This window comes from Stutzerimonas sp. CXK-1 (assembly GCF_057738225.1).
Genome location: NZ_CM173217.1, coordinates 2,215,458 through 2,237,400, shown reverse-complemented (window position 1 = coordinate 2,237,400; position 21,943 = coordinate 2,215,458). Strand labels below are relative to the sequence as shown.

General features: G+C 65.2%; 20 protein-coding genes. 14 read left to right on the top strand and 6 right to left on the bottom strand.

Translation table 11 applies throughout. The features are described 5' to 3' along the window. Window positions 1–17: 17 nt before the first annotated feature. Both AC0KXH_RS10445 and AC0KXH_RS10440 read left to right on the top strand, forming a co-directional pair. Complete coding sequence (locus AC0KXH_RS10445; protein ID WP_488223359.1) at window positions 18–1,970, top strand: HAMP domain-containing methyl-accepting chemotaxis protein; 1,953 nt, start codon at window positions 18–20, stop codon at window positions 1,968–1,970. Between the two features lie 92 nt (window positions 1,971–2,062). Further along, complete coding sequence (locus AC0KXH_RS10440; RefSeq protein ID WP_488223358.1) at window positions 2,063–3,415, top strand: APC family permease; 1,353 nt, start codon at window positions 2,063–2,065, stop codon at window positions 3,413–3,415. On the opposite strand, the gene AC0KXH_RS10435 is transcribed toward AC0KXH_RS10440, so the two are convergent. Beyond that, window positions 3,402–4,442: a metal-dependent hydrolase gene (locus AC0KXH_RS10435; RefSeq protein WP_488223357.1), complete on the bottom strand. Its 1,041-nt coding sequence runs from the start codon at window positions 4,440–4,442 to the stop codon at window positions 3,402–3,404. The genes AC0KXH_RS10440 and AC0KXH_RS10435 overlap by 14 nt on opposite strands. 152 nt (window positions 4,443–4,594) lie before the next feature. On the opposite strand from AC0KXH_RS10435, the gene arfB reads away from it, so the two are divergent. Beyond that, window positions 4,595–5,008: an alternative ribosome rescue aminoacyl-tRNA hydrolase ArfB gene (gene arfB, locus AC0KXH_RS10430; protein WP_041104708.1), complete on the top strand. Its 414-nt coding sequence runs from the start codon at window positions 4,595–4,597 to the stop codon at window positions 5,006–5,008. Window positions 5,009–5,011: 3 nt separating this feature from the next. Here arfB and AC0KXH_RS10425 read toward each other — a convergent pair whose 3' ends face one another. The 3 genes from AC0KXH_RS10425 to AC0KXH_RS10415 form a co-directional block, all read right to left on the bottom strand. Continuing rightward, window positions 5,012–6,328 (bottom strand): MFS transporter, encoded by a 1,317-nt coding sequence (locus AC0KXH_RS10425; RefSeq protein ID WP_488223356.1) that lies wholly within the window; start codon window positions 6,326–6,328, stop codon window positions 5,012–5,014. A 167-nt stretch (window positions 6,329–6,495) separates the two neighbouring features. Then, window positions 6,496–7,821, bottom strand: coding sequence for a DUF2254 domain-containing protein (locus AC0KXH_RS10420; RefSeq protein WP_488223355.1), 1,326 nt, complete (start codon window positions 7,819–7,821; stop codon window positions 6,496–6,498). A 33-nt stretch (window positions 7,822–7,854) separates the two neighbouring features. Beyond that, window positions 7,855–8,787 (bottom strand): LysR family transcriptional regulator, encoded by a 933-nt coding sequence (locus AC0KXH_RS10415; protein ID WP_041104715.1) that lies wholly within the window; start codon window positions 8,785–8,787, stop codon window positions 7,855–7,857. 125 nt (window positions 8,788–8,912) lie between these two features. Here AC0KXH_RS10415 and AC0KXH_RS10410 point away from each other — a divergent pair, with 125 nt between their 5' ends. The 10 genes from AC0KXH_RS10410 to AC0KXH_RS10365 all read left to right on the top strand — a co-directional run bounded on the left by AC0KXH_RS10410 (window position 8,913) and on the right by AC0KXH_RS10365 (window position 18,537). Then, complete coding sequence (locus AC0KXH_RS10410) at window positions 8,913–9,734, top strand: HTD2 family dehydratase (protein WP_488223354.1); 822 nt, start codon at window positions 8,913–8,915, stop codon at window positions 9,732–9,734. Between the two features lie 70 nt (window positions 9,735–9,804). Further along, window positions 9,805–10,968 carry an acyl-CoA dehydrogenase family protein gene (locus tag AC0KXH_RS10405; protein ID WP_488223353.1) on the top strand — a complete coding sequence of 388 codons (1,164 nt, stop codon included), beginning with the start codon at window positions 9,805–9,807 and terminating at the stop codon, window positions 10,966–10,968. 226 nt (window positions 10,969–11,194) lie between these two features. Next, window positions 11,195–11,599 carry a VOC family protein gene (locus AC0KXH_RS10400; RefSeq protein WP_133456866.1) on the top strand — a complete coding sequence of 135 codons (405 nt, stop codon included), beginning with the start codon at window positions 11,195–11,197 and terminating at the stop codon, window positions 11,597–11,599. Beyond that, on the top strand, window positions 11,596–12,948 hold the full coding sequence (locus AC0KXH_RS10395) for an MmgE/PrpD family protein (protein ID WP_488223352.1): 1,353 nt from the start codon (window positions 11,596–11,598) through the stop codon (window positions 12,946–12,948). The genes AC0KXH_RS10400 and AC0KXH_RS10395 overlap by 4 nt, the downstream gene beginning before the upstream one ends. 124 nt (window positions 12,949–13,072) lie before the next feature. Next, on the top strand, window positions 13,073–14,278 hold the full coding sequence (locus AC0KXH_RS10390; protein WP_488223351.1) for a CaiB/BaiF CoA transferase family protein: 1,206 nt from the start codon (window positions 13,073–13,075) through the stop codon (window positions 14,276–14,278). 20 nt (window positions 14,279–14,298) lie between these two features. Beyond that, on the top strand, window positions 14,299–15,126 hold the full coding sequence (locus AC0KXH_RS10385; RefSeq protein ID WP_488223350.1) for an HpcH/HpaI aldolase/citrate lyase family protein: 828 nt from the start codon (window positions 14,299–14,301) through the stop codon (window positions 15,124–15,126). A gap of 54 nt (window positions 15,127–15,180) precedes the next feature. Continuing rightward, window positions 15,181–16,170, top strand: coding sequence for a TRAP transporter substrate-binding protein (locus AC0KXH_RS10380; protein WP_063541819.1), 990 nt, complete (start codon window positions 15,181–15,183; stop codon window positions 16,168–16,170). Between the two features lie 117 nt (window positions 16,171–16,287). Next, entirely contained in the window at window positions 16,288–17,178 is an 891-nt protein-coding gene (locus tag AC0KXH_RS10375; RefSeq protein WP_488223349.1) for an alpha/beta fold hydrolase, read from the top strand. 371 nt (window positions 17,179–17,549) lie between these two features. Next, on the top strand, window positions 17,550–17,930 hold the full coding sequence (locus AC0KXH_RS10370; protein WP_224109948.1) for a hypothetical protein: 381 nt from the start codon (window positions 17,550–17,552) through the stop codon (window positions 17,928–17,930). A 106-nt stretch (window positions 17,931–18,036) separates the two neighbouring features. Continuing rightward, on the top strand, window positions 18,037–18,537 hold the full coding sequence (locus tag AC0KXH_RS10365) for a hypothetical protein (RefSeq protein WP_138300106.1): 501 nt from the start codon (window positions 18,037–18,039) through the stop codon (window positions 18,535–18,537). A 224-nt stretch (window positions 18,538–18,761) separates the two neighbouring features. On the opposite strand, the gene AC0KXH_RS10360 is transcribed toward AC0KXH_RS10365, so the two are convergent. Together AC0KXH_RS10360 and AC0KXH_RS10355 are read right to left on the bottom strand one after the other, a co-directional pair. Further along, on the bottom strand, window positions 18,762–19,697 hold the full coding sequence (locus AC0KXH_RS10360; RefSeq protein ID WP_488223348.1) for a hydroxymethylglutaryl-CoA lyase: 936 nt from the start codon (window positions 19,695–19,697) through the stop codon (window positions 18,762–18,764). 125 nt (window positions 19,698–19,822) lie between these two features. Continuing rightward, on the bottom strand, window positions 19,823–21,025 hold the full coding sequence (locus tag AC0KXH_RS10355) for a CaiB/BaiF CoA transferase family protein (RefSeq protein ID WP_043220438.1): 1,203 nt from the start codon (window positions 21,023–21,025) through the stop codon (window positions 19,823–19,825). Between the two features lie 511 nt (window positions 21,026–21,536). Here AC0KXH_RS10355 and ihfB point away from each other — a divergent pair. Next, the gene (gene ihfB, locus AC0KXH_RS10350; protein ID WP_439931629.1) at window positions 21,537–21,821 is read left to right on the top strand and encodes an integration host factor subunit beta; all 285 of its coding nucleotides are present in this window, start codon (window positions 21,537–21,539) and stop codon (window positions 21,819–21,821) included. Window positions 21,822–21,943 lie beyond the last annotated feature (122 nt).

Here is a 21,943-nt window from a genome sequence, read left to right as displayed (position 1 = left end):
TTTAAGGGATTGAATCGATGCACGTTGCCACCAACCCTTTCACCAACCTGCCCGTGGGCCGCAAGCTGGCCATTGGTTTCGGCACGGTGCTGGCGCTGACGCTGGCGGTCACCGCCACCGGCTTCTACGCCGTCGAGGCCACCGTCGCCGGCTCGCAGCGCATCAACAAGCTGGCCGGCATCAATGCCGGCATCCTCGATGCGCGCGGCGACGAGCGCGACTTTGCGCTGACCCGTGAGGAGCGTGCTGCCGCCGAACTGCGTAGCGGGCTCGCGTCGATCGACAGCGAGCTGGACGCGCTGGGCGCCTCCTCGCACGAGGCGGAGCAGGCCGGCCTGACGCGCATTCGCCAGGCAGTCGACGCCTACGCGGCGCAATTCGATGAATACCGTGAGCTGATCAACCGTGGCCAGCAGCTGCGTGCGCAGATGGGCGAAACCGCGCAGCGCAGCCGGGAGGAGTTCGAGTTCATCGAGCTCGACATGTACGACGCGGTGCGGGCCCTGCGGCTGGAAGGCGACCGCCTGAAGGGCAGCGATCCGCTGACCATCGCCGAGGCGACCTCGGGCCTGACCAAGCAGGTGCTCGACATGCGCACCCTGGAAAATGCCTTCGTCGCCAGCAGCGATCAGCAGTCGGTGACCGATTGGCAGGCCAAGTACAGCGATGTCAGCTCGATTGGCAGCAACCTGAAGATCTGGCTCGACGACGAGCAGAAGAGCTCGATGGACGCGGCCCTGGCAGCGCTCGAGCAGTATCGCGCCGCGTTCGATGAATTTCGCCAGAACCGCAGCAATCGCCTGGCCGCCGAACGGCGAATGGCCGAACTCTCCGGCGAGGTGATCGCCGCCGCGGGCCAGACCCTCGAACTGGCCACCGAAACGATGCGCTCGCAGCGCTCGAACGTCTACCTGCTGCTGGCGCTGATTGGCGGCCTGGCGATTGTCATCGGTGCGCTTGCCGCGCTGACCATCACCCGCATGATCGTTGGCCCGCTGCGCGATACCGTCGCCCAGGCCGAACGCGTGGCGGCGGGCGATCTGTCCCACTCCCAGGCCAGTGCCCGGCGTGACGAGGTCGGCCAGCTGCAGAACGCGATGCACCGGATGAACGAAAGCCTGCGCAACCTGATCGGACGGATCGGCGGCGGCGTCAGCCAGATCGCCGCGGCCGCCGAGCAGCTGTCGGCGGTGACCGCGCAGACCAGCGCCGGTGTACAGACCCAGCGCGAGGAAACCGACCAGGTCGCCACCGCCATGAACGAGATGGCCGCCACGGTGCAGGAAGTCGCGCGCAATGCCGAGCAGGCGTCCCTCGCCGCACGCCAGGCCGACCAGCAGGCACGCCAGGGCGACCGGGTGGTGCGCGATGCGATCGGCCAGATCGGCACGCTGTCGTCCGAGGTCGAGCATTCGGCGCAGGCCATCGAGGCGCTGAACGAGCAGAGCGGCCGGATCGGCAGCGTACTGGAAGTGATCCGCGCCGTCGCCGAGCAGACCAACCTGCTGGCGCTCAACGCCGCGATCGAGGCCGCGCGTGCCGGCGAGCAGGGCCGCGGCTTCGCCGTGGTTGCCGATGAGGTGCGAGCCCTGGCGCGCCGTACCCATGATTCGACCGAGGAGATCGAAGGCCTGATCGGCAGCCTGCAGCAGGTCGCCGGGCAGGCGGTCGAGCAGATGCAGACCAGCCGCGACCTGACGCAGCGTACCGTCGCGCTGGCCAACGAGGCCGGCACGGCGCTCGGCCGGATCACCGACTCGGTATCGACCATCGAGCAGATGAACCAGCAGATCGCCGCCGCGGCCGAGCAGCAGAGCAGTGTGGCCGAAAACATCTCCGAGAGCGTGACGCGCGTACGGGACATCGGCGAGCAGAGCGCCAGCGGCAGCGAGCAGACCGCCAGTGCGAGCGCCGAACTGGCTCGCCTGGGGATCGAGCTGCAGGAGCTGGTCCGCCAGTTCCGTACCTGACCGCGGTACGCGGCAGCCGGGGCTGAACTCCAGGGGCAGGCGTCGATCTAGTGCAAAGGGCACCGCCGGTGCCATTGCTCAGGGAGCACCGCATGCCACTGGCCGGTTCCGAGGCGAACAGCCACGCCGCGTCCGATTCCGACGCGCAGCAGACCCGCCTGCGCCGGGCCATCACCGGTCCGGCACTGTTTCTCTTCATCCTCGGGGACGTGCTCGGTGCCGGCGTTTACGCGCTGGTCGGCAAGATTGCCGGCGAGGTCGGTGGCGCCGTCTGGGCGCCCCTGCTGCTGGCGCTGTTCTTCGCCTTGCTCACGGCCGGGTCCTACGCCGAGCTGGTGTCCAAATACCCGCGCGCCGGGGGTACGGCCGTGTTCACCGCGCGCGCCTTCGGCAGCCCGCTGCTCTCGTTCCTGGTCGGCTTCGCCATGCTCGCGGCGGGCGTCACCAGTGCGGCCGGGCTGTCGTTGGCATTTGCCGGCGACTACCTGGGCGCCTTTCTCGACCTGCCGACGATACCCACGGCGCTGGGCTTTCTGCTGCTGGTGGGCCTGCTCAATGCGCGCGGCATCCGCGAATCCCTGAGGGCCAATGCGGTGATGACCGTGATCGAGGTCTCCGGGCTGCTGTTCGTGGTGCTTGTCGCGGCGCGCTTGGTGTTGGCCGGGGGCGGCGACCCGGGGCGGGCGATGGCCTTCGCCCCGGGTGTCTCGCCGGCGGCGGCGGTACTCGGCGCGGCGCTGCTGGCGTTCTACTCCTTTGTCGGCTTCGAGGTGTCGGCCAACGTCGCCGAGGAGGTCAGGGACGTGCGCCGCGTGTACCCGCGCGCGCTGTTCGGTGCGCTGCTGGTGGCCGGGCTGATCTATGTCGGGGTCGGCCTGGCGGCTACTGCGGTCCTGACGCCGGAGGCACTTGGCGCCTCGACCGCGCCGCTGCTGGACGTGGTGAGGGCGACCGGCTTCGCCGTGCCGGACCGGGCGTTCTCGCTCGTCGCGCTGGTGGCGGTGGCCAACGGCGCATTGCTGACCATGATCATGTCCAGTCGCCTGGCCTATGGCATGGCCGATCGCGGCCTGCTGCCGCTGGGCCTGACCCGTGTCCTGCCGGGTCGGCGCACGCCGTGGCTGGCGATCGTCGCAACGACGCTGGTGGCGATGCTGCTCACCGTCACCGGCAGCCTGACCGCGCTTGCCGAAACGGTCGTGCTGCTGCTGTTGTTCGTGTTCATCGCGACCAACGCAGCCGTGCTGGCGCTGCGCAAGGAGCGCATCGCCGAAGCGCATTTCCGCACCCCGACGGCGCTGCCGGTACTGGCTATTCTAGCCTGCCTGCTGTTGCTGGCCCAGCAGAGCGGCGAAACCTGGTTGCGTGCCGGCCTGCTGCTCGGGCTCGGTGCGCTGCTGTATGGCGTCGGTCGGCGCCGGGCCGGGCGCGTCAGTGGCGGCTGAGGTCGATCGCCCATTCGCCGAGCGGCACCTCGGGTCGCTGGCTCCAGATCCGTTGCCACAAGAGTTCCAGGCGCGCCAGGTCACCCCGTTCGGCCGGCAGGCGCTCGGCCTCGTCGACCAGCTGCCAGCCCCCGGCCTGTTGCCGGGCTAGCGGGAAACGGAAGGGGTGATAACCCGTCATGCCGAGGCGCAGATCGGTCACCAGTAGCGCGTCGCCCTCGACGTCGTAGCGCAGGATGCCACCGGTGAACCACTGCAGCCGCGCATGTTGCGGCGAGCCCACCAGGATTTCTTGCAGGCGGGCGCCGCGGGGCAGGCTCACCAGTTGGGGCGGCCGGTTGTCGAGCCAGCTCACCAGGGCCTCGTGGTAGCGCTCGCCGTCGATCAGGATCACCCGCCAGAGCAGGCTGTTGAACGGCGTAGGGGTACTGAACACGCGCTCGGCCGTGATGCCCTGGCGTGCCATCTCCAGACGCACGCGCTGCTCGGCCATGAGTTTTCCGGCGACGGTAAAGCCCAGGTACAGCGTCGACACCGCCAGCGCCACGGCCGGCCAATGGCGCGCGCGGCCCTGGAAGCCGCTGAAGCCGACGGCGAGCACGGCCAGCAGCAGCGGCAGGCTGTACAGCGGATCGATGATGAAAATGCTGGCCCAGGCCACCGGCGGCGTGTGCAGGGGCCAGAACAGCTGGGTGCCATAGCTGGTGAAGGCGTCGAGCAGCACGTGGGTGACGAGCACCAGCCAGATGGCCAGAAACAGACGCCGGCTCGAATAGCCCGGGTGCGGCCGCAACCGTCGCACCAGCCACGCCAGCAGCAGGGCCAGGCCGCTGAGCACGAACAGCGAATGGCTGAAGCCGCGATGATAGGTCATGTTCGCCACGGCATCGCCGTAGTCGATGACCACGTCCAGGTCGGGCAGGGTGCCGAGTGCGGCGCCGAACAGCAGTGCCTTGCGTCCCTGCCAACGGCCCAGCACGGCGGTATGAACGGTGGCGCCGAGCAGGGCCTGGGTGATCGAATCCATGAGTGCTCCGGGCGGTGGATGGTTGCGTTTCAAGCGGACCCTACGCCGAAGGCGAACGTTCCGGCAGCGGGAAATTGTTTCAAACCTGTCGGCGGCGGACAGGTCGTAGGACAATCGCGCCTGCTGCGCGCACGACAGGATCAGGGAAGCCCATGCTGGAGATATCGAACAACGTTCACCTCGCCGACAGCGAGGTCGAGCTGACTGCCATCCGGGCGCAAGGTGCCGGTGGGCAGAACGTCAACAAGGTTTCCAGCGCCGTTCACCTGCGCTTCGATATCCAGGCTTCGTCACTGCCGGCGTTCTACAAGGAACGCCTGCTGGCGCTGCGCGACAACCGCATTAGCGACAGCGGGGTGATCGTGCTCAAGGCCCAGCGCTACCGCACCCAGGAGCAGAACCGCGCCGACGCGCTCGAGCGACTGGTGGCGCTGATCCGTAGTGTGACCAAGGTGGAAAAGGCGCGCCGGCCGACCCGGCCGACGCTGGCCTCCAAGACGCGCCGGCTCGAGGGCAAGACGCGCCGCGGTGCGATCAAGGCCGGGCGCGGCCGCGTCGACTTCTGAGGCTCAGGTGCCGGTGCGCGGTTCGGCCGGCTCCTCGGCGGGCGGCAGGTCGTCCAGCTCGTTCAGTTCGTCCTCGTTGGCCGGCGCATGGGCGGTCGCATCTTCCGGGGTGTCGGGCATCAGCTCCATGACGGTAGGGCTGGTGCGCAGCACGGGGGTGAAGTGCCCGTGCGGTTCGGTCACCAGGTCGACCACCTTGCGCGGCCGGTAGAAGGCGTAAGCCGCCAGCAGAGCCAGGCTGACCGCGAAGAACAGCGGCAGCGCGATCGGCCCGGCCAGGTGCATCAGGCCACCGGCGGCAACCGGCCCGAGTGCCGCGCCAAAGCCGTTGGCGAGCAACAGGCCGCTGGAGCCGGAGAGAATTTCGTCGGGGTTCAGGTGGTCGACCATCTGCGCCACGGCAATCGAGTAGATCGAGAACGCCAGGCCGCCCCAGACGAACATCAGCCCCAGCAACAGGGCACCGGCCTTCAGCGGCGCCACCGCCAGTGCCAGCAGCGCGGCGAGCGCCACCACCCAGAGCAGCACGATGCGGCGCTCATGCTTGTCGGAAAACAGGCCGATCGGCCATTGCAGCACGGCGCCGCCGAGAATGGTCACGCTCATCAGCAGGCCCACGCCGGAGGCGTCGAAGCCGACCTGGCTGGCATACACCGGCGCCAGGCCCCAGAAGCCGCCGAGTGCGAACCCGGACACGCCGGCGGCCATCAGCGGCAGCGGGGCGATGCGCGCCAGCTGCAGCAGGTCGGTTGGCGGAATGTCCGGCAGTGTCGGTTGCGGCTGGCGGGTGAGGGTGATCGGCATCATCGCGCCGCCGATAAGAATGGTCGCCAGCGCGAAGAGGGTGAATTCCATCGGGCTGTCGAGCCCCAGCAGCTGCTGGGCGGCGGCCAGGGAGCCGAGGTTGACCGCCATGTACACGGCAAATACCTGGCCGCGCTTCTCGCCGCTGACCTGGGCGTTGAGCCAGCTCTCGATGACCATGTACAGGGTCACCAGCGCGATACCGTAGATGACCCGCAATACCAGCCAGACCCAGGGATTGACGATCATCACGTGCAGCAGTACGGCGGTCGCGGCGAGCGAGGCGTAGAAGGAGAAGGTGCGGATGTGGCCGATGCGCCGGATCAGCGAGGGCGCGAGCCAGGTACCGATCAGGAAGCCGGCGAAGTAGCCGGACATCAACAGGCCGACCATCCCGGTCGAGTAACCTTCGGCGACGCCGCGCAGCGTGAGCAGGGTATTGAGCAAGCCGTGCCCGAGCAGCAGCAAGGCCACGCCGCCGAGCAGCGAACTAATGGGAGCGATCAAGGACTTCATGGGCGACACCCTAGGCAACGAAATCGGCTAAAGCAAGTTTCGGCGCGCCGGCCATGGGTCGGCGAACTTTCATAACTTGCTGATTTTGAGAGGTAAAAACCTGAGCGAGTGGGGTGGCTCATGGCGACACACCGCTCCCTGTGTTGTCGTTGGGCAGCAGCAAGCGCTCAGGATTCCCGCAGCGGCGCGCGCGACAGCGGCTCGGCATGACGTACCGCCTGGTTCAGTGACTGCACCGCCTCGGCCATCGCCTGGCGATCCAGCGCGCCGGACAGGGTGATCGATGCCTGCTCGACGACCGCTTCGGCATGGTGCAGCAGGATGCGCTCGGTGGCGCTGTCGCCAGCGGCATACAGCAGGTTCTTGCAGGCCTGCAGCAGCGTCAGCAGTACCTGCAGGTCGCTGCTGCCGTAGCGGCGCAGGGGGCCGAACGCCAGCTGCAGCATCGCGTCCAGCTCCAGCTCGCGGATATACAGGCGTGGCTGGCCCTCGATCGGGGCGACCTCGTGGTTGGGCAGGTGCATGCGTTCGGCCAGCAGCACGCCAAGCATGTCGATCGCCTTGATCGCCGTGCCCGGGTCGTTGATGCCCGGGCTCAAGGCGCGGATGGCGATTTCGACGATCTGCTTGAAGCCGAAGAAGAAGTGCCGGTGGGCGTATTCCTCGACATAGAAGTCGAAGCAGTCCAGCAACCGGCTCACGCAGGCTTCGTCCAGCTCGCGGTCCAGGCGGATCAGCGGGTGGCCCGGCATGACGAAAAAGCCGTAATGCACCTGCACCGTCATGTGCGCGTCCTGCTCTTGCAGCAGTGCCTGCGCCGCCGAGAGGTTCAGCGCCTTGAAGTAGCCCGAACGTTGCGCGCGGATCGTCGTCCAGTGGCTGTCGTCGGGCCAGGGCATCACCTCGTGGTCGTCAGCCTGGCGGCGTCTGGCGTGGAGCTGGGCGAGGGTCTGCTTGTAGACCCGGTTGAGGATGTAGTCGACCTGAATCGACAGTGAAATCGAGCGGATGAAGTAGATGAACAGGCAGAGGCAGATCACGCCCAGAAAGAGCGCCAGAAAGACGCCCAGGCTCGGCACATTGATGTCGTCGCCTTCCTGAATGGTGGAAATGAGCATCAGCGAATCGATGATCGTGCCGAGATAGACGCCGAGCACCAGCTGATGGCTGCGGCTGCTGATCAGCCCCGGAATCACCCGCGGCGACAGCGAGGAGGCCGCCGAATTGAGCACCACCATGACCATCGAGAAGCTGAACACCATCAGCGAGATGATCCCGCCGACCAGGGTGCCGAGAATCAGCCGGGCGTTCTCGGCATTCTTCACCACGCCGAGTTCGAGCTGCTCCTTGTAGGGCTGCAGCCAGGTCAGTTCCAGCACGATGGTAATCAGGCACAGGCAGGCCAGGCCCAGGGCGATAAGTGTCGGGTAGAAGGCGATGCTGCCGATGACTCGGTGATACAGGCGAAACAGCCTGTTGGTCAGTGCGGACATGTCAGCTCCCTGCAGAGGTTCGGCGATGCGTGCCTACCCGCCGTTCGGCAGCAAAGGCCGGGCAACGTTCGCTTCGGTAGCTACATCGGGCGCCAGGGTGGCGATCAGGGCCCGTACCGAACCGGGCAGGGCGTCCAGTTCGCGCACCAGGATGCTGCGTTCGCGCACCGCCCAGGGCTCGTCCAGCTCCACCAGCGCCAGTTGCATGGTGCGGCTGTGCCGCCTCGCGGCGGACTCGGGGATGATGCCGATGCCCACGCCGGCCTCGATCATCCGACACACCGCCTCGAAGCTCGAAACCTGGATGCGCAGCGACAGCTGGCTGCCGAGTTTCTCGACGCGGTCGCGCAGAAAGGTCAGCAGGGTGCTGCCTTCGTGCAGGCCGATGTGCTGATAGGCCAGCGTCTGGCGCAGCGTGACCTGCGTTTCGCCGGCCAACGGGTGGCCGATCGGCACGCCGAGCAACAGGCGGTCGGTGCTGAAGTGCAGCACCTGCAGGCCTTCGGCCTGCACCGGGCCGGCGATGATGCCGATGTCCGTGCTGCCGTCGAGCACGCCACGGACGATGTCGCGGCTCAGGCGCTCCTGCAGGTCCACCGTGACGCCGGGGCGCTCGGCGAGAAAACCGGCCAGCACCTCGGGCAGAAATTCGGTCACGGCCGTGGTGTTGGCGAAGATGCGGATATGCCCGGCTGAATCGGTGCCGTACTCGGTGAACTCGCTTTTCAGGTAATCCACCTGACGCATGATCAGCCGCGCGTGCTGCAGCAGCTTATGGCCGGCGGGCGTCAGCTCGACACCGCGGCTGTCGCGGTAGAGCAGGCGGCTGTCAAGCTGGCTCTCCAGCGCCTTGATCCGCGCGCTGGCCGCGGCCGGCGAGAGGTGCGCGCGGCGTGCGCCCTGGGTCAGGCTTGGGGATTCGGCGATATGGATGAACAGACGCAGGTCGGCCAGATCGAAATGCATGGCGGTGCTCGAGATGAGGTTGGTGTTCAGCTTAGCCGAACGCTGGTGTCATTAAATACAAATTCACGGAACGCTGGCGGCGCTGCATGCTACGGCCAAACAAGACAACAGCCGGAAGCTCAGCCATGACCGACATCTCTGCCTGGATCGGCCGCACCGAAGAGGCCCACGACCAGCTCAGCCGCAACCTGCTGATGCGCATCGCCGCGACCTTCGGCGAAACCACGCCCGCGCACGGCGAAGCGCTACCACCGCTATGGCAATGGTGCTTCTTCCAGGAGCCGGTCGCCGAAAGCGGCCTCGGCGAGGACGGTCACCCGGCGCGCGGTGGCTTCCTGCCGCCGGCGGACAACCGCAACCGCATGTGGGCCGGTGGCCGGGTCGAGTTCCTGCGCCCGCTGGAAGCCGGCGGCGAGGCGCGACGCGTCTCGACCATCAAGCACATCGAGGAAAAACAGGGCCGCACCGGCGCGCTGCTGTTCGTCACCGTGCAGCACGACTACCTGCAGGACAGCCGGCTGGCGATCCGTGAGGAACAGGACATCGTCTACCGCGAGCCGAGCCCGCCGAAGACCAGCAGTGGCGAACCCATGGTCGCCGGTGGTTGGCGCGAGGCGGTCACACCGACGCCGACGCTGCTGTTCCGTTATTCGGCGGTCACCTTCAACGGCCATCGCATCCATTACGACTGGCCCTACGTCACCGAGACCGAGGGCTATGCCGGCCTGGTCGTTCACGGTCCGCTGATCGCCACCTTGAACCTGCGTGCTTTCTGTCGCGCCAATCCCGACGCCCGCCTGCGCCGCTTCGCCTACCGCGGCCTGCGCCCGCTGATCGCGCCGCAGCCGTTCGAGGTCGGCGGCCGCATCGTCGCGCCGGGCAAGGCCGAACTCTGGGCCGGCGACCACAACGGCCTGGCGCAGAAAGCCGAAGTGGAATTCGACTGAATCGTAGGGTGGATAACGGCGCAGCCTTATCCACCGTTGAGGCCGCGTGCCGCACAAGCGAGAAACCGAGATGACCCCGAACAAGACCGAAGAACTGAGCTTCATCCGCGAAGGCGTGCGCGCCCTCTGCACCGAATTTCCCGCCGAATACTGGCGCAAGATCGATGAGGAAAAGGGCTTCCCGGAAGCCTTCGTCACCGCCATGACCGAAGCCGGCTGGCTGTCGGCGATGATCCCGGAAGAATACGGCGGTTCCGGCCTGGGTCTGGCCGAGGCCTCGGTGATCCTCGAGGAGGTCAACCGTTGCGGCGGCAACTCCGGGACCATCCACGGGCAGATGTACAACATGTTCACCCTGCTCAGAAACGGCAGCGAGGAGCAGAAGCGCTACTACCTGCCGAAGCTGGCCAGCGGCGAGCTGCGGCTGCAGTCCATGGGCGTGACCGAACCCACCACCGGCACCGACACCACCAAGATCAAGACCACCGCCGTGCGCCAGGGCGACAAGTACGTCGTCAACGGGCAGAAGGTGTGGATCTCGCGCATCCAGCATTCCGACCTGATGATCCTGCTGGCGCGCACCACGCCGCTGGCCGAAGTGCAGCGCAAGTCCGAGGGCATGTCGATCTTTCTCGTCGACCTGCGCGAGGCCATCGGCAACGGCCTGACCGTGCAGCCGATCGCCAACATGGTCAACCACGAGACCAACGAGCTGTTCTTCGACAACTTGGAGATTCCCGCCAGTAGCCTGATTGGCGAGGAGGGCAAGGGCTTTCGCTACATCCTCGACGGCCTGAATGCCGAGCGCACGCTGATCGCCGCCGAGTGCATCGGCGATGGCCGCTGGTTCGTCGAGAAGTCCGCGCAGTACGCCCGCGACCGTGTGGTATTCGGCCGGCCCATCGGGCAGAACCAGGGCGTGCAGTTCCCCATCGCCGAAGCGCATATCGAGATCGAGGCCGCCGACCTGATGCGCTGGCGCGCCTGCGAGGAATACGACAGCGGGCGCAACGCCGGAGCCGCGGCCAACATGGCCAAATACCTGGCGGCCAAGGCCAGCTGGGAGGCGGCCAACGCCTGCCTGCAGACTCACGGCGGCTTTGGCTTCGCCAACGAATACGACGTCGAGCGCAAGTTCCGCGAGACGCGGCTGTACCAGGTGGCGCCGATCTCGACCAACCTGATCCTGTCATACGTGGCCGAGCACTTGCTCGAGCTGCCGCGCAGCTTCTGAGGGCGCACGCAGTCAGGTTGTAGGAGCGAGCTTGCTCGCGAACGAGGTGCAAGAACGGCTTCGCGAGCAAGCTCGCTCCTACAGGTGAGTAAACGGGACCGTAGGGTGGAAAACGACCGCAGGTCTTTTCCACGCGCCTCCAGCAGGCGATGCAACTGAGCGGATTCGGACAGACGCGTGGAAAAGGCTTCGCCGTTTTCCACCCTACGAGTGAGGGATGAACGTCATGCAGATCGACCACCTCGACCACTTGGTCCTCACCGTTGCCGATCTCGAGGCGACGATCGACTTCTACACCCGCGTGCTCGGCATGCAGGCGGTGACTTTCGGCGAAGGGCGCAAGGCGCTGGCCTTCGGCAACCAGAAGATCAACCTGCACCAGGCCGGGCGCGAATTCGAGCCCAAGGCCGAGCGTCCGACGCCGGGTTCGGCGGACCTCTGCTTCATCGTTGCCACACCGCTGGCCGAGGTGATCGCCCACCTCCAGGCGCAGCAGGTCGCCATCGTCGAAGGTCCGGTGCAACGCACCGGCGCGACCGGACCGATCCGCTCGGTGTACCTGCGCGACCCCGACCAGAACCTCATCGAACTGTCCAATCCGTTAGAGAATCCGCTGGAGCCCAACGCATGAGCCAGCACACCCGAGCCCTGACTGAATTCCTCGCCGGGCTCGCCTACGAGCAGATCCCCGAACCGGTGCTCGCCCGCACCGAAGACCTCTTTCTCGACTGGTTCGGCTCGGCCCTGGCTAGCGCCGGCTCGCATCCGATTCCGCTGTTCGAGCGTTATGCGCAGAGCATGGGCCCTGCCGAAGGACCGGCGCGCATCCTGGTCAACGGCCAGAGCAGCTCGGCCTATTTCGCCGCACTGGTGAATGCCGCCAGCTCGCACCTGGTGGAGCAGGACGACCTGCACAACAGCTCCGTGCTGCACCCGGCCACCGTGGTGTTTCCCGCTGCGCTGGCGGCGGCGCAGGATCTCGGCAAGTCCGGCCGCGAGCTGCTGGTGGCCTCGGTGGCCGGCTACGAGGCGGGCATCCGCATCGGCGAGTTCCTCGGCCGCTCGCATTACCGCATCTTCCACACCACCGCGACGGTCGGCACCCTGGCCGCGGCGGTGGCCGTTGGCAAGTTGATGGATTTCGACCAGCAGCAGTTCACCCATCTGCTCGGCAGTGCCGGTACGCAAGCGGCGGGGCTGTGGGAGTTTCTCCGTGACGCGGCGGACTCCAAGCAGCTGCACACCGCCAAGGCGGCTGCCGATGGCCTGCTCGCCGCCTACCTGACCGCCGATGGCCTGACCGGCGCGCAAGACATCCTCGAAGGCGAGCAGGGCATGGCGGCGGGCATGTCCCGCGATGCCGAGCCGAGCAAGCTGTCCGACCGGCTCGGCACGCGCTGGGCGCTGGCGGAAACCTCGTTCAAGTTCCACGCCTCCTGCCGGCATACCCATCCGGCGGCCGATGCGCTGCTGGCGCTGATGCAGCGCGAGGGGCTCGGGGCCGATGACATTGCCTCGGTCACCACCCGCGTGCATCAGGGCGCGATCGACGTGCTTGGGCGCGTGACGGTGCCGCAGACGGTGCATCAGGCGAAGTTCTCCATGGGCACGGTGCTGGGGCTGATCGCCCTGTACGGCAAGGCCGGCCTGACCGAATTTCACAGCCATGCGCTCAGCGACCCGCGCGTCGGCGAGTTCCGCGAGAAGGTCTCGATGACGCTCGATCCCGAGGTGGACGGCGCCTACCCGGCACGCTGGCTCGGTCGCGTCGAAGTGATCACCGCCGATGGCCGCACGCTGCACGGCGCCATCGACGAGCCGAAGGGCGACCCGGGCAACACGCTGAGCCGCGCCGAACTGGAGGACAAGTTCCGCCGCCTGGTGCAGTTCTCCGCGGCGCGTAGCGATGACCAGGCGGGCGTCCTGATCGATACGGTCTGGCGCCTGCGCGAGCTGCAGCGGCTGGACGCATTGGCCTGAACGTAGGGTGGATGACGGCGAAGCCTCATCCACCAAAGTGGCGCCAGAGTCCCAGGGGCTTGAACAAACGCGTGGAAATGGCTTCGCCGATTTCCACCCTACGCCGAATTTGCAGGAACCGAACATGAACGACACCCAAGCCAAACCCCGCCCACTCGATGGCATCACCGTGGTCAGCCTCGAGCACGCCATCGCCGCGCCGTTCTGCACGCGCCAGCTGGCCGACCTCGGCGCACGGGTGATCAAGATCGAGCGGCCCGGTGCCGGCGACTTCGCCCGCGGCTACGACGAGCGGGTCGACGGCCTGGCCTCGCATTTCGTCTGGACCAACCGCTCGAAGGAAAGCCTGAGCCTGGACGTGAAACAGGACGCCGCCGCCCAGGTACTCGATCAGCTCTTGGCCAAGGCCGACGTGCTGGTGCAGAACCTGGCACCGGGCGCCGCGGCGCGCATGGGGTTGTCCTTCGAGGTGCTGCATGAGCGCTTTCCGCGGCTGATCGTCTGCGACATCTCCGGTTACGGCGAGGGCGGCCCCTACGAGCAGAAGAAGGCGTATGACCTGCTGATCCAGAGCGAGGGCGGCTTTCTCTCCGTCACCGGCGGGCCGGGTGAGACCGAGATGGCCAAGGCCGGCTGCTCCATTGCCGATATCGCCGCGGGCATGTACGCCTACACCGGTGTGCTTTCGGCGCTGATGCTGCGCGACAAGACGGGCGAGGGCAGCCGCGTCGACGTTTCCATGCTCGAAAGCCTGGTGGAGTGGATGGGCTACCCGTTGTACTACGCCTACAAGGGCGCGACGCCGCCGCCGCGTGCCGGCGCCGCCCACGCCACCATCTACCCCTACGGCCCGTTCCCCACCGGTGACGGTGGCACGGTGATGCTCGGCCTGCAGAACGAGCGCGAGTGGCTGGCGTTCTGCGACAAGGTGCTGCTGCAGCCGGAACTGGCGCAGGACGAGCGCTTCTCCAGCAATGCCCGGCGTTCGGAGCATCGCACCGAATTGCGTGCGCTCATCGTCGAGGCGTTCAGCCACCTGAGCGCCGAAGAGGTGATCGCCCGGCTGGATGCCGCGCCCATCGCCAATGCGCATGTCAACGACATGGCCGGTGTCTGGGCGCATCCGCAGCTCAAGGCCCGCCAGCGCTGGAGCGAGGTGGACAGCCCGGCCGGTCGTCTGCCTGCGCTGCTGCCGCCGGGGCGCAACAGCGCCTTCGCCCCGCGCATGGATCCGATCCCCGCGCTGGGCCAGCACACCGACAGCCTGCTGGTCGAGCTGGGTTACGCCCCCGGCGACATTCAGCGCTTGCACGAGCAGGGCGCGGTATGAGCGCGCCGAGGAGCCAGCCCATGAACTCATCGATCATCCGTAGCGCGCTGTTCGTCCCCGCGACCCGCCCGGAGCGCATCCCCAAGGCACTGGCGACGGGCGCGGACGCGGTCATCGTCGACCTCGAGGATGCGGTCGCGGAGAACCTTAAGGCAGAGGCGCGGGGCAACCTCGATGCCTTCCTCGCGGCCAACTCGGAGGCGCGCCTGCTGGTGCGCATCAACGCGCCGACCCATGCCGAGCAGGCCGCGGACCTGGCGCTCTGTGCCCGTCATGCCGGCGTCGCCGGCGTGCTGCTGCCGAAGGTCGAAAGCGCGGTGCAGGTTGCGCTGGCGGCCAGCTGCGGCAAGCCGGTCTGGCCAATCGTCGAAAGTGCCCGCGGGCTGGCCAACCTGGCGGAAATTGCCCACGCCCAGGGTGTCGAGCGGCTGTCCTTCGGCGCGCTGGACCTGGGCCTCGATCTCGGCCTGGCCAATGGCAGCGCCGGCGCCGAGCGCATGCTCGACCAGGCACGCTATGCGCTGCTGCTGCAGTCGCGATTGGCCGGGCTGGCAGCACCGCTGGACAGCGTATTTCCCGACATCAAGAACCTCGAAGGCCTCGCCCGTGCCGCTGCCGACGCCCGCGACATGGGCTTTGGCGGCCTGCTGTGCATCCACCCGAGCCAGGTGGCCGTGGTGCACGAAACCCTGATGCCCAGTGCCGCGGAACTGGACTGGGCGCAACGCATCCTCGCCGCCGGAGCTTCCGGCGATGGGGTTTTCGTGGTGGACGGACAGATGGTCGACGCCCCCGTCATCGGCCGTGCCCGTCGCCTGCTGCAACGTGCCGGGCAAGCGGTGCCCTGACCGCAACGCTTGCCCGCGAAACGTACCAACCGACAAAAACAAGAGGGTACTTCCATGCTGAGTAACAAGCTCAAGGCACTCGCCTGCGCGCTTTCTTTCACCGTCGCCGGGCTGGTGCATGCCGACCCCGTGACCATCAAATTCGCCCACGTAGTGGCGGACAACACACCGAAGGGGCAGGGCGCCCTGCTGTTCAAGAAACTCGCCGAGGAACGCCTGCCGGGCAAGGTGAAGGTCGAGGTCTACCCGAACTCCTCGCTGTTCGGCGACGGCAAGGAAATGGAGGCCCTGCTGCTCGGTGACGTGCACATGCTGGCGCCGTCGCTAGCCAAGTTCGAGCATTACGCCAAGGCCATCCAGATCTATGACCTGCCGTTCCTGTTCGATGACCTGGCGGCTGCCGATCGTTTCCAGAGCGGCCCGCAGGGCAAGGCGCTATTGCGCGCTATGGAGGACAAGAACATCACCGGCCTGGCCTACTGGCACAACGGGATGAAGCAGCTCTCGGCGAACAAGCCGCTGCGCGAGCCGAAGGATGCCCGTGGGCTGAAGTTCCGCGTGCAGGCTTCCGCCGTGCTCGACGAGCAGTTCAAGGCGGTGCGCGCCAACCCTCGCAAGATGAGCTTCGCCGAGGTCTACCAGGGTTTGCAGACCGGCGTGGTCAACGGCACCGAGAACACCTGGTCGAACTACGAAAGCCAGAAGGTGCACGAGGTGCAGCCTTACATGACCGCCTCCGACCACGGCCTGATCGACTACATGGTGATCACCAACACCAAGTTCTGGAACGGCCTGCCGGAAGATGTGCGCGGCGAACTGGAAACGATCATGGAAGAGGTCACCGCCGAGGTGAACCGCCAGGCCGACGACCTCAACCAGCAGGCACGCCAGGCCATCGCGGCCTCCGGCAAGACCGAAATCATCGAGCTCACCCCCGAGCAGCGCGCCCAGTGGCGCGAGGCGATGAAACCTGTGTGGAAGAAGTTCGAGAACGACATCGGCGTCGAGCTGATCGAAGCGGCGCAGGCGGCCAACCGCTCCTGAGCCTGCAAAGGCAGCAAGCGGCGAGAACGAACGGGCCTGTCCAATGTGACCGGCCCGTTTTTTATGCTTAGCACCAGGCTTATGCTGACCGACCAGAGCGCGCAAGGAGACGCCGGCATGAGTCGTTACGCCACGGTCAGCACACCCGTGCTGGATATCGCTTATCTCGAATGGAACCCCCGCGGCCAGCAGGTGGCCGTGCTCGTGCACGGCTGGCCGGATTGCCCCGAAGGCTGGGAGCCCGTGGCCGAGCGCCTGGCCGCAGCGGGCTACCGGGTGCTCTGCCCGACGCTGCGCGGCTTCGGCCAGACGCGCTTTATCGACCCTCTGACCCCACGTAGCGGCCAGCTGGCCGCACTGGGCCGCGATCTCTTGGACTTCATCGATGCGCTGCGCCTCGACCAGCCGGTGCTGGTCGGCCATGACTGGGGCGCGCGGGCGGTGGCCAATGCCTGCGGGCTGCGCCATCACGTCGCCGCACGGCTGGTAATGCTCGCGGTGGGCTACGGCACCAATGACCCGAACCAGCACATCTCGCTCAGCCAGGCGCGCAACTACTGGTACCACTGGTACATGGCCACCCCGCGCGGCGAGCAGACGGTAGTCGAGGATCGCGCGGCCTTCACGCGGCTGCTGTGGGATACCTGGTCACCGGCCGGCTGGTACAGGGAGGCGGATTTCGTCCAGGCGCTGGAGGCGTTCGACAACCCGGACTGGGCTGCCGTGGTACTGCATTCCTATCGCCACCGCTGGGGCTTCGTCGACGGCGATCCTGCCTATGCATCGGACGAGGCGCTGCTGCAACCGGCCCCGGTGCTCGCCGTGCCAACGCTGGTGCTGCACGGCGAGGCCGATACCTGCAACGCACCGGAAACCTCGGCCGGGCGTGAGGCCTTATTCAGCGGCCCATACCACCGACAGCTATTGCCGGGCGTCGGCCATTTCCCTCAGCGCGAGGCGCCGCAGGTGGTGGCGGAGGCGATTCTACGATTCTGTCAGGGGGATTGAGCCAGTTGCTAGATGCTGCGGACGGGGAGACCTAACCGTTTCTCTGGCCTGCAGTGGTTGGTTTTTTTAGGGCTCTGCTAGGCCTGCCGCTTGTGCTTGCCAGCTTTCGTTTGCCTGGTAGACGTTCGGTGATCTCGACAACTCATCGACGCGGCAATGGTAGAGAGTGCGCCGAAGGTCACAGGCGGGGCAATGTTGGGCGGCAGCAATTTCATGCCTCGTTGGGCTGGTGTATAAACACCCGGCGTCACTGAGAGGCCCGAGCTAGAAGGTCGGAGACAACAGCGAGTGGAATGTTATACACCAAGCCCGTTCGGCGCCTTATATACCACATGGCGTCTAATTATAGTTGGTCTATCAAGGAAGAGTTAATGGATATTATCTCGACAATAAGTACGTCACTTAGCCTGACGAAGCGGCTCCGTGAAATCTCCAAAAATATTGAAGATGCCGAATTTAAAAATCTGCTAGCTGATCTTTCGAGCGAACTTGCTGACCTAAAGTTGGAAGCTACCTCTCTTAAAGAGCGCATCGCTCAGCTACAAGAAGAAAATAATCTGCTTAAACAGACATCACAGCCCGTTGATGAAAAACCTACTGGAAGAAAGTGGGGCTGCTATATCTTCGAGGCCGACAGTGGTCTGTACTGCCCAGCATGCTGGGACTCAAAACGTCGAAAATCCTCCACCACCCGAGTAGATACTCGATTTCGTCATTGCCCCGTATGCAATGCACCTATTGGGGCCGGCTAACAAGTGGTTCAAATCGTTCGCGTCGCTCACTGGGACGGGCTAAAGCCCGCCCTTTAACCAAACGTTAGGAACTATCCGATTTTCACTCGGAGCAGGAATCAAAGAAATGACAGAGCATTCGCTCCACTCCTCATATCGTGAAAAGCTGATTGAACACTTGCTCATTGGCGAGTTACTCAAACTCTCTTGGAAAATAAAAGACTTTAGTCTCGAAATCTCTAAACCTGAGGTCGACAACTCTGGCTACGATATTATTGCCGAAGCAAACGGTGTCATTAGACATATTCAACTCAAAGCCACATTCATTGGCTCGGCAACCGCAACACAAAAAATCCATGTATCGCTGGCAAAAAAACCATCTGGCTGTGTAGTTTTGGTTCACTTCAACAATGAAACGCTAGAACTCGGGCCGTATTATTTTTTCGGCGCGGCTCCAGGTCAACCACTACCGAGCCTAGAAAATCTAAAAATCGCCAAGCATACAAAAGGTAATGCTTCCGGCCTAAAAACTGAAAGACCAAATATTAGAACTATAAAAAAAGGTAGCTTCATGAAATTTCAAACAATAAATGAGCTATACAGCCAATTGTTTGTGGCAAGCTCCTAACAAGTGGTTCAAGCCGTTCGCTTCGCTCACTCGGGATGGCTAAAGCCCGCCCCTTAACCAAACGTTCTGCAGCGGGATCCGCCTGCGCCGACAGTCTCGCTTCTCACCACAAGCACTAGAATCACACCTCATTGCTCGATCCCGCCTTCAGCAGGCTTTGTGCTGTGCCAGTCGCTACTGGACTTGCGCTCATGACGCCACACCGCCGGGCGCTTCGCACGGATTCAAAGGCCGGCGTCCTGCATCCACTTCGGTCTCGGATAACGGCGATCGGCCTTGCCGGCCTTGAGCACGGCGCCCGGTACGTCGTGGCCGACCAGTTGGGGCAGGTCGGCGGCGCATTGCAGCAGGCGGTCGAGATCGACGCCGGTGTCTAGGCCCATGCGCTGGAACATATGCACGAGATCTTCGGTGCAGATGTTGCCGCTGGCGCCTGGCGCGTAGGGGCAGCCGCCGAGTCCGCCGAGCGAGGCATCGAAGCGGTCGATGCCGGCGTTCAGCGCTGCCAGCGCGTTGGCCAGGCCCATGCCGCGGGTGTTGTGGAAATGTGCGGTGAACACCGCCTGCGGCCAGCTGTGCAGCACCTCGCGGCAGATGCGCTCGACCTGCGCCGGGTCGGCCATGCCGGTGGTGTCGCAGAGGGTGATGCCCTGCACGCCGATTTCCAGCAGGCGTTGCACCAGCTCATGGATGCGCCGCTCGGGCACGTCGCCCTCGAAGGGGCAGCCGAAGGTGGTCGATAGCGAGGCGTTGATGAATACGCCACTGCCGCGAGTGGCTTCGATGATTTCGCGGAACTGCACCAGCGACTGCTCAGGCGTCATGCGCAGGTTGGCCAGGCCGTGGGTATCGCTGGCCGACATCACCAGGTTGATCTCGTCCACCTCGCAGGCCAGGGCGCGCTCGCAGCCCTTCACGTTGGGCACCAGCACGGTGTACTCGACGCCCTCCGCACGGCGGATGCCGCGCATCACGTCCTCGGCGTCGCGCAGGTTGGGGATGGCCTTGGGCGAGGTGAAGGAGGTGACCTCGATCTTCGCCAGCCCGCTTTGCGAGAGGCGGTCGATCAGAGCGATCTTGGCTTCGGTCGGCACGAAGTCCGCTTCGATCTGGAAGCCGTCGCGGGTAGCGACTTCCTGGATATACAGGCGTTTGCTCATGGGGAGTCCTGGGGTTTCGCAGGGTGGATGACGCTCTACCCATCCACCGTTGTGGCTTGCTGGCAGGTGGACAAGCTTCGCGTTGTCCAACCCTACGTATGGGCGCAGGGTGGATGACGCACTGGTCAGATGATTCCGCGTTCGCGCAGGCCCTGGCGTTGTTCATCGGTGAGGCCGAGGCCGGCCAGCACATCGTCGGTGTGCTCGCCCAGTTGCGGGCCGCCTTCGCCGATGCGTCCCGGCGTGCGCGACAGCTTGGGCAGCACGCCCGGCACCTTGAGCGGGCCGGCGAAGGTCTGCACCTGCTCGATCATCTGTCGCGCCAGGTAGTGCGGGTCCTTGACGATATCGGCGGCGGTGTAGGGATAGCCGGCCGGCACGCGGGCGCCCTTGAGTGCTTCGATCACCTCGTCGCGGCTGTGCTGGATGGTCCATTCGCCGATGGCGGCATCGATCAGCTCGGCGTGCTGGGCGCGGCCGTCGTTGTGGGCGAAGCGCGGGTCGTCGGCGAGGTCCTGGCGGCCCATCAGGGTCATCAGGCGCTTGTAGATGCTGTCGCCATTGCCGGCGATCAGCACGTAGGCGCCGTCGTTGCACAGATAGGAATTGGACGGCGTGATGCCGGGCAGGGCACTGCCAGCCGGCTCGCGTACGTAGCCGAAGGCGTCGTATTCGGGCACGAGGCTTTCCATCATGGCGAACACCGACTCGTACAGCGCCACGTCGATCTCCTGGCCCTGGCCGCTACGGTTGCGCTCCTGCAGGGCGAGCAATACACCGATCACGCCATACAGCGACGACAGCGAATCGCCGATGCTGACGCCGACCCGCACCGGCGGCTGGCCGGGATAGCCGGACAGGTGACGCAGGCCGCCCATGGCTTCGCCGATCACGCCGAAGCCCGGCAGGTCGCGATAAGGTCCGGTCTGTCCGTAGCCGGAAATGCGCAGCATGATCAGCCGAGGGTTCAGCTTCGACAGCTCATCCCAGCCCAGGCCCCATTCTTCCAGCGTGCCGGGGCGGAAGTTCTCCACCAGGATGTCGGCTTCGGCCACCAGCTGGCGGACGATTTCCTGGCCTTCCGCGGCCTTGAGATCCAGCGTTACCGAGCGCTTGTTGCGCGATTGCACATGCCACCAGAGCGAGGTGCCGTCCTTGAGCTTGCGCCACTTGCGCAGCGGGTCGCCGACGCCAGGCGGCTCGATCTTGATCACGTCGGCGCCGAATTCGCCGAGCAACTTGCTGGCGAAGGGGCCGGCGATCAGCTGCCCCATTTCGATCACCTTGAGCCCGTGCAGCGGCAGATGCGCTGTTTGCCTGTCGTTCATTTTTCGCCCTGCCGTCGCCATGAAAAGCGTCGAGCATGCCCCAGAGCGAAGGTGGCGAACAATCGAACGAAAGCCCCAGCGTTGTTCTTGACCCTGAACAAGCCTGAGGACATCGATTTGTTAGACCAACGTGCAGTGGCTGAACAGAGGCGGTGCGCCGAGAATTAACCCATCGAATCTGCGTGATCCGATGAATAAGTGCATATCGACCCGAATGGTTGAACAGGCGACCCCCATCATGGCGTCGCCTTTTTTTATTCAAGTTTTCTGCCGCTAGTGAAGGAACGCCAAACACCGCAACCGGAGTCGCGCTGCAACGGCAACCGAGACCCTCCCAAGGGGGCCTGGACGCCCGCTGATGGCCGATCGGTGGGCGACGCGTTTCTCGTCGCGCATGGCCACCTTAATGACGATCGATCTGTCAATCCCTTCGGGCTGTTCAAAGTCTGATCAACATGCTACAAACGAACGCACCGCAATGATCTAGCCGCTTGAAAACGAAGGGAAAACCATGACCAAGTCGGAGTTGATCGAACGAATCGTGAGCCAGCAGGGCATGCTCTCGTCGAAGGACGTCGAGCTCGCCATCAAGACCATGCTCGAGCAGATGGCCCAGGCCCTCGCCACCGGTGAAAGGATCGAGATCCGTGGCTTCGGCAGCTTTTCCCTCCATTACCGCGCCCCCCGCATCGGCCGCAACCCCAAGACCGGCCAGTCCGTCAGCCTCGACGGCAAGTACGTGCCGCACTTCAAGCCGGGGAAGGAGCTACGGGATCGGGTGAATGACGAGCAGTAGGCGCATGTCTGCATTCGGTTTAGAACACTCATAAGGCCAGGCGGCGGATATGCAAAAGTTCCCTTGCTTAGAAAAAATATTTTCCCCGCGCTTGGTGTGCGGGCAATCGCATGGCAGAATGT

Excerpts from the sequence above, each read along its gene's own strand:
- AC0KXH_RS10405 (WP_488223353.1), top strand. The coding sequence starts at position 9,805 with ATGACCCCGAACAAGACCGAAGAACTGAGCTTCATCCGCGAAGGCGTG.
- AC0KXH_RS10380 (WP_063541819.1), top strand. The coding sequence starts at position 15,181 with ATGCTGAGTAACAAGCTCAAGGCACTCGCCTGCGCGCTTTCTTTCACC.
- AC0KXH_RS10395 (WP_488223352.1), top strand. The coding sequence starts at position 11,596 with ATGAGCCAGCACACCCGAGCCCTGACTGAATTCCTCGCCGGGCTCGCC.
- ihfB (WP_439931629.1), top strand. The coding sequence starts at position 21,537 with ATGACCAAGTCGGAGTTGATCGAACGAATCGTGAGCCAGCAGGGCATG.
- AC0KXH_RS10415 (WP_041104715.1), bottom strand. The coding sequence starts at position 8,787 with ATGCATTTCGATCTGGCCGACCTGCGTCTGTTCATCCATATCGCCGAA.
- AC0KXH_RS10370 (WP_224109948.1), top strand. The coding sequence starts at position 17,550 with ATGGATATTATCTCGACAATAAGTACGTCACTTAGCCTGACGAAGCGG.
- AC0KXH_RS10420 (WP_488223355.1), bottom strand. The coding sequence starts at position 7,821 with ATGTCCGCACTGACCAACAGGCTGTTTCGCCTGTATCACCGAGTCATC.
- AC0KXH_RS10360 (WP_488223348.1), bottom strand. The coding sequence starts at position 19,697 with ATGAGCAAACGCCTGTATATCCAGGAAGTCGCTACCCGCGACGGCTTC.
- AC0KXH_RS10445 (WP_488223359.1), top strand. The coding sequence starts at position 18 with ATGCACGTTGCCACCAACCCTTTCACCAACCTGCCCGTGGGCCGCAAG.
- AC0KXH_RS10365 (WP_138300106.1), top strand. The coding sequence starts at position 18,037 with ATGACAGAGCATTCGCTCCACTCCTCATATCGTGAAAAGCTGATTGAA.
- AC0KXH_RS10390 (WP_488223351.1), top strand. The coding sequence starts at position 13,073 with ATGAACGACACCCAAGCCAAACCCCGCCCACTCGATGGCATCACCGTG.
- AC0KXH_RS10410 (WP_488223354.1), top strand. The coding sequence starts at position 8,913 with ATGACCGACATCTCTGCCTGGATCGGCCGCACCGAAGAGGCCCACGAC.
- AC0KXH_RS10435 (WP_488223357.1), bottom strand. The coding sequence starts at position 4,442 with ATGGATTCGATCACCCAGGCCCTGCTCGGCGCCACCGTTCATACCGCC.
- arfB (WP_041104708.1), top strand. The coding sequence starts at position 4,595 with ATGCTGGAGATATCGAACAACGTTCACCTCGCCGACAGCGAGGTCGAG.
- AC0KXH_RS10355 (WP_043220438.1), bottom strand. The coding sequence starts at position 21,025 with ATGAACGACAGGCAAACAGCGCATCTGCCGCTGCACGGGCTCAAGGTG.
- AC0KXH_RS10375 (WP_488223349.1), top strand. The coding sequence starts at position 16,288 with ATGAGTCGTTACGCCACGGTCAGCACACCCGTGCTGGATATCGCTTAT.
- AC0KXH_RS10440 (WP_488223358.1), top strand. The coding sequence starts at position 2,063 with ATGCCACTGGCCGGTTCCGAGGCGAACAGCCACGCCGCGTCCGATTCC.
- AC0KXH_RS10425 (WP_488223356.1), bottom strand. The coding sequence starts at position 6,328 with ATGAAGTCCTTGATCGCTCCCATTAGTTCGCTGCTCGGCGGCGTGGCC.
- AC0KXH_RS10400 (WP_133456866.1), top strand. The coding sequence starts at position 11,195 with ATGCAGATCGACCACCTCGACCACTTGGTCCTCACCGTTGCCGATCTC.
- AC0KXH_RS10385 (WP_488223350.1), top strand. The coding sequence starts at position 14,299 with ATGAACTCATCGATCATCCGTAGCGCGCTGTTCGTCCCCGCGACCCGC.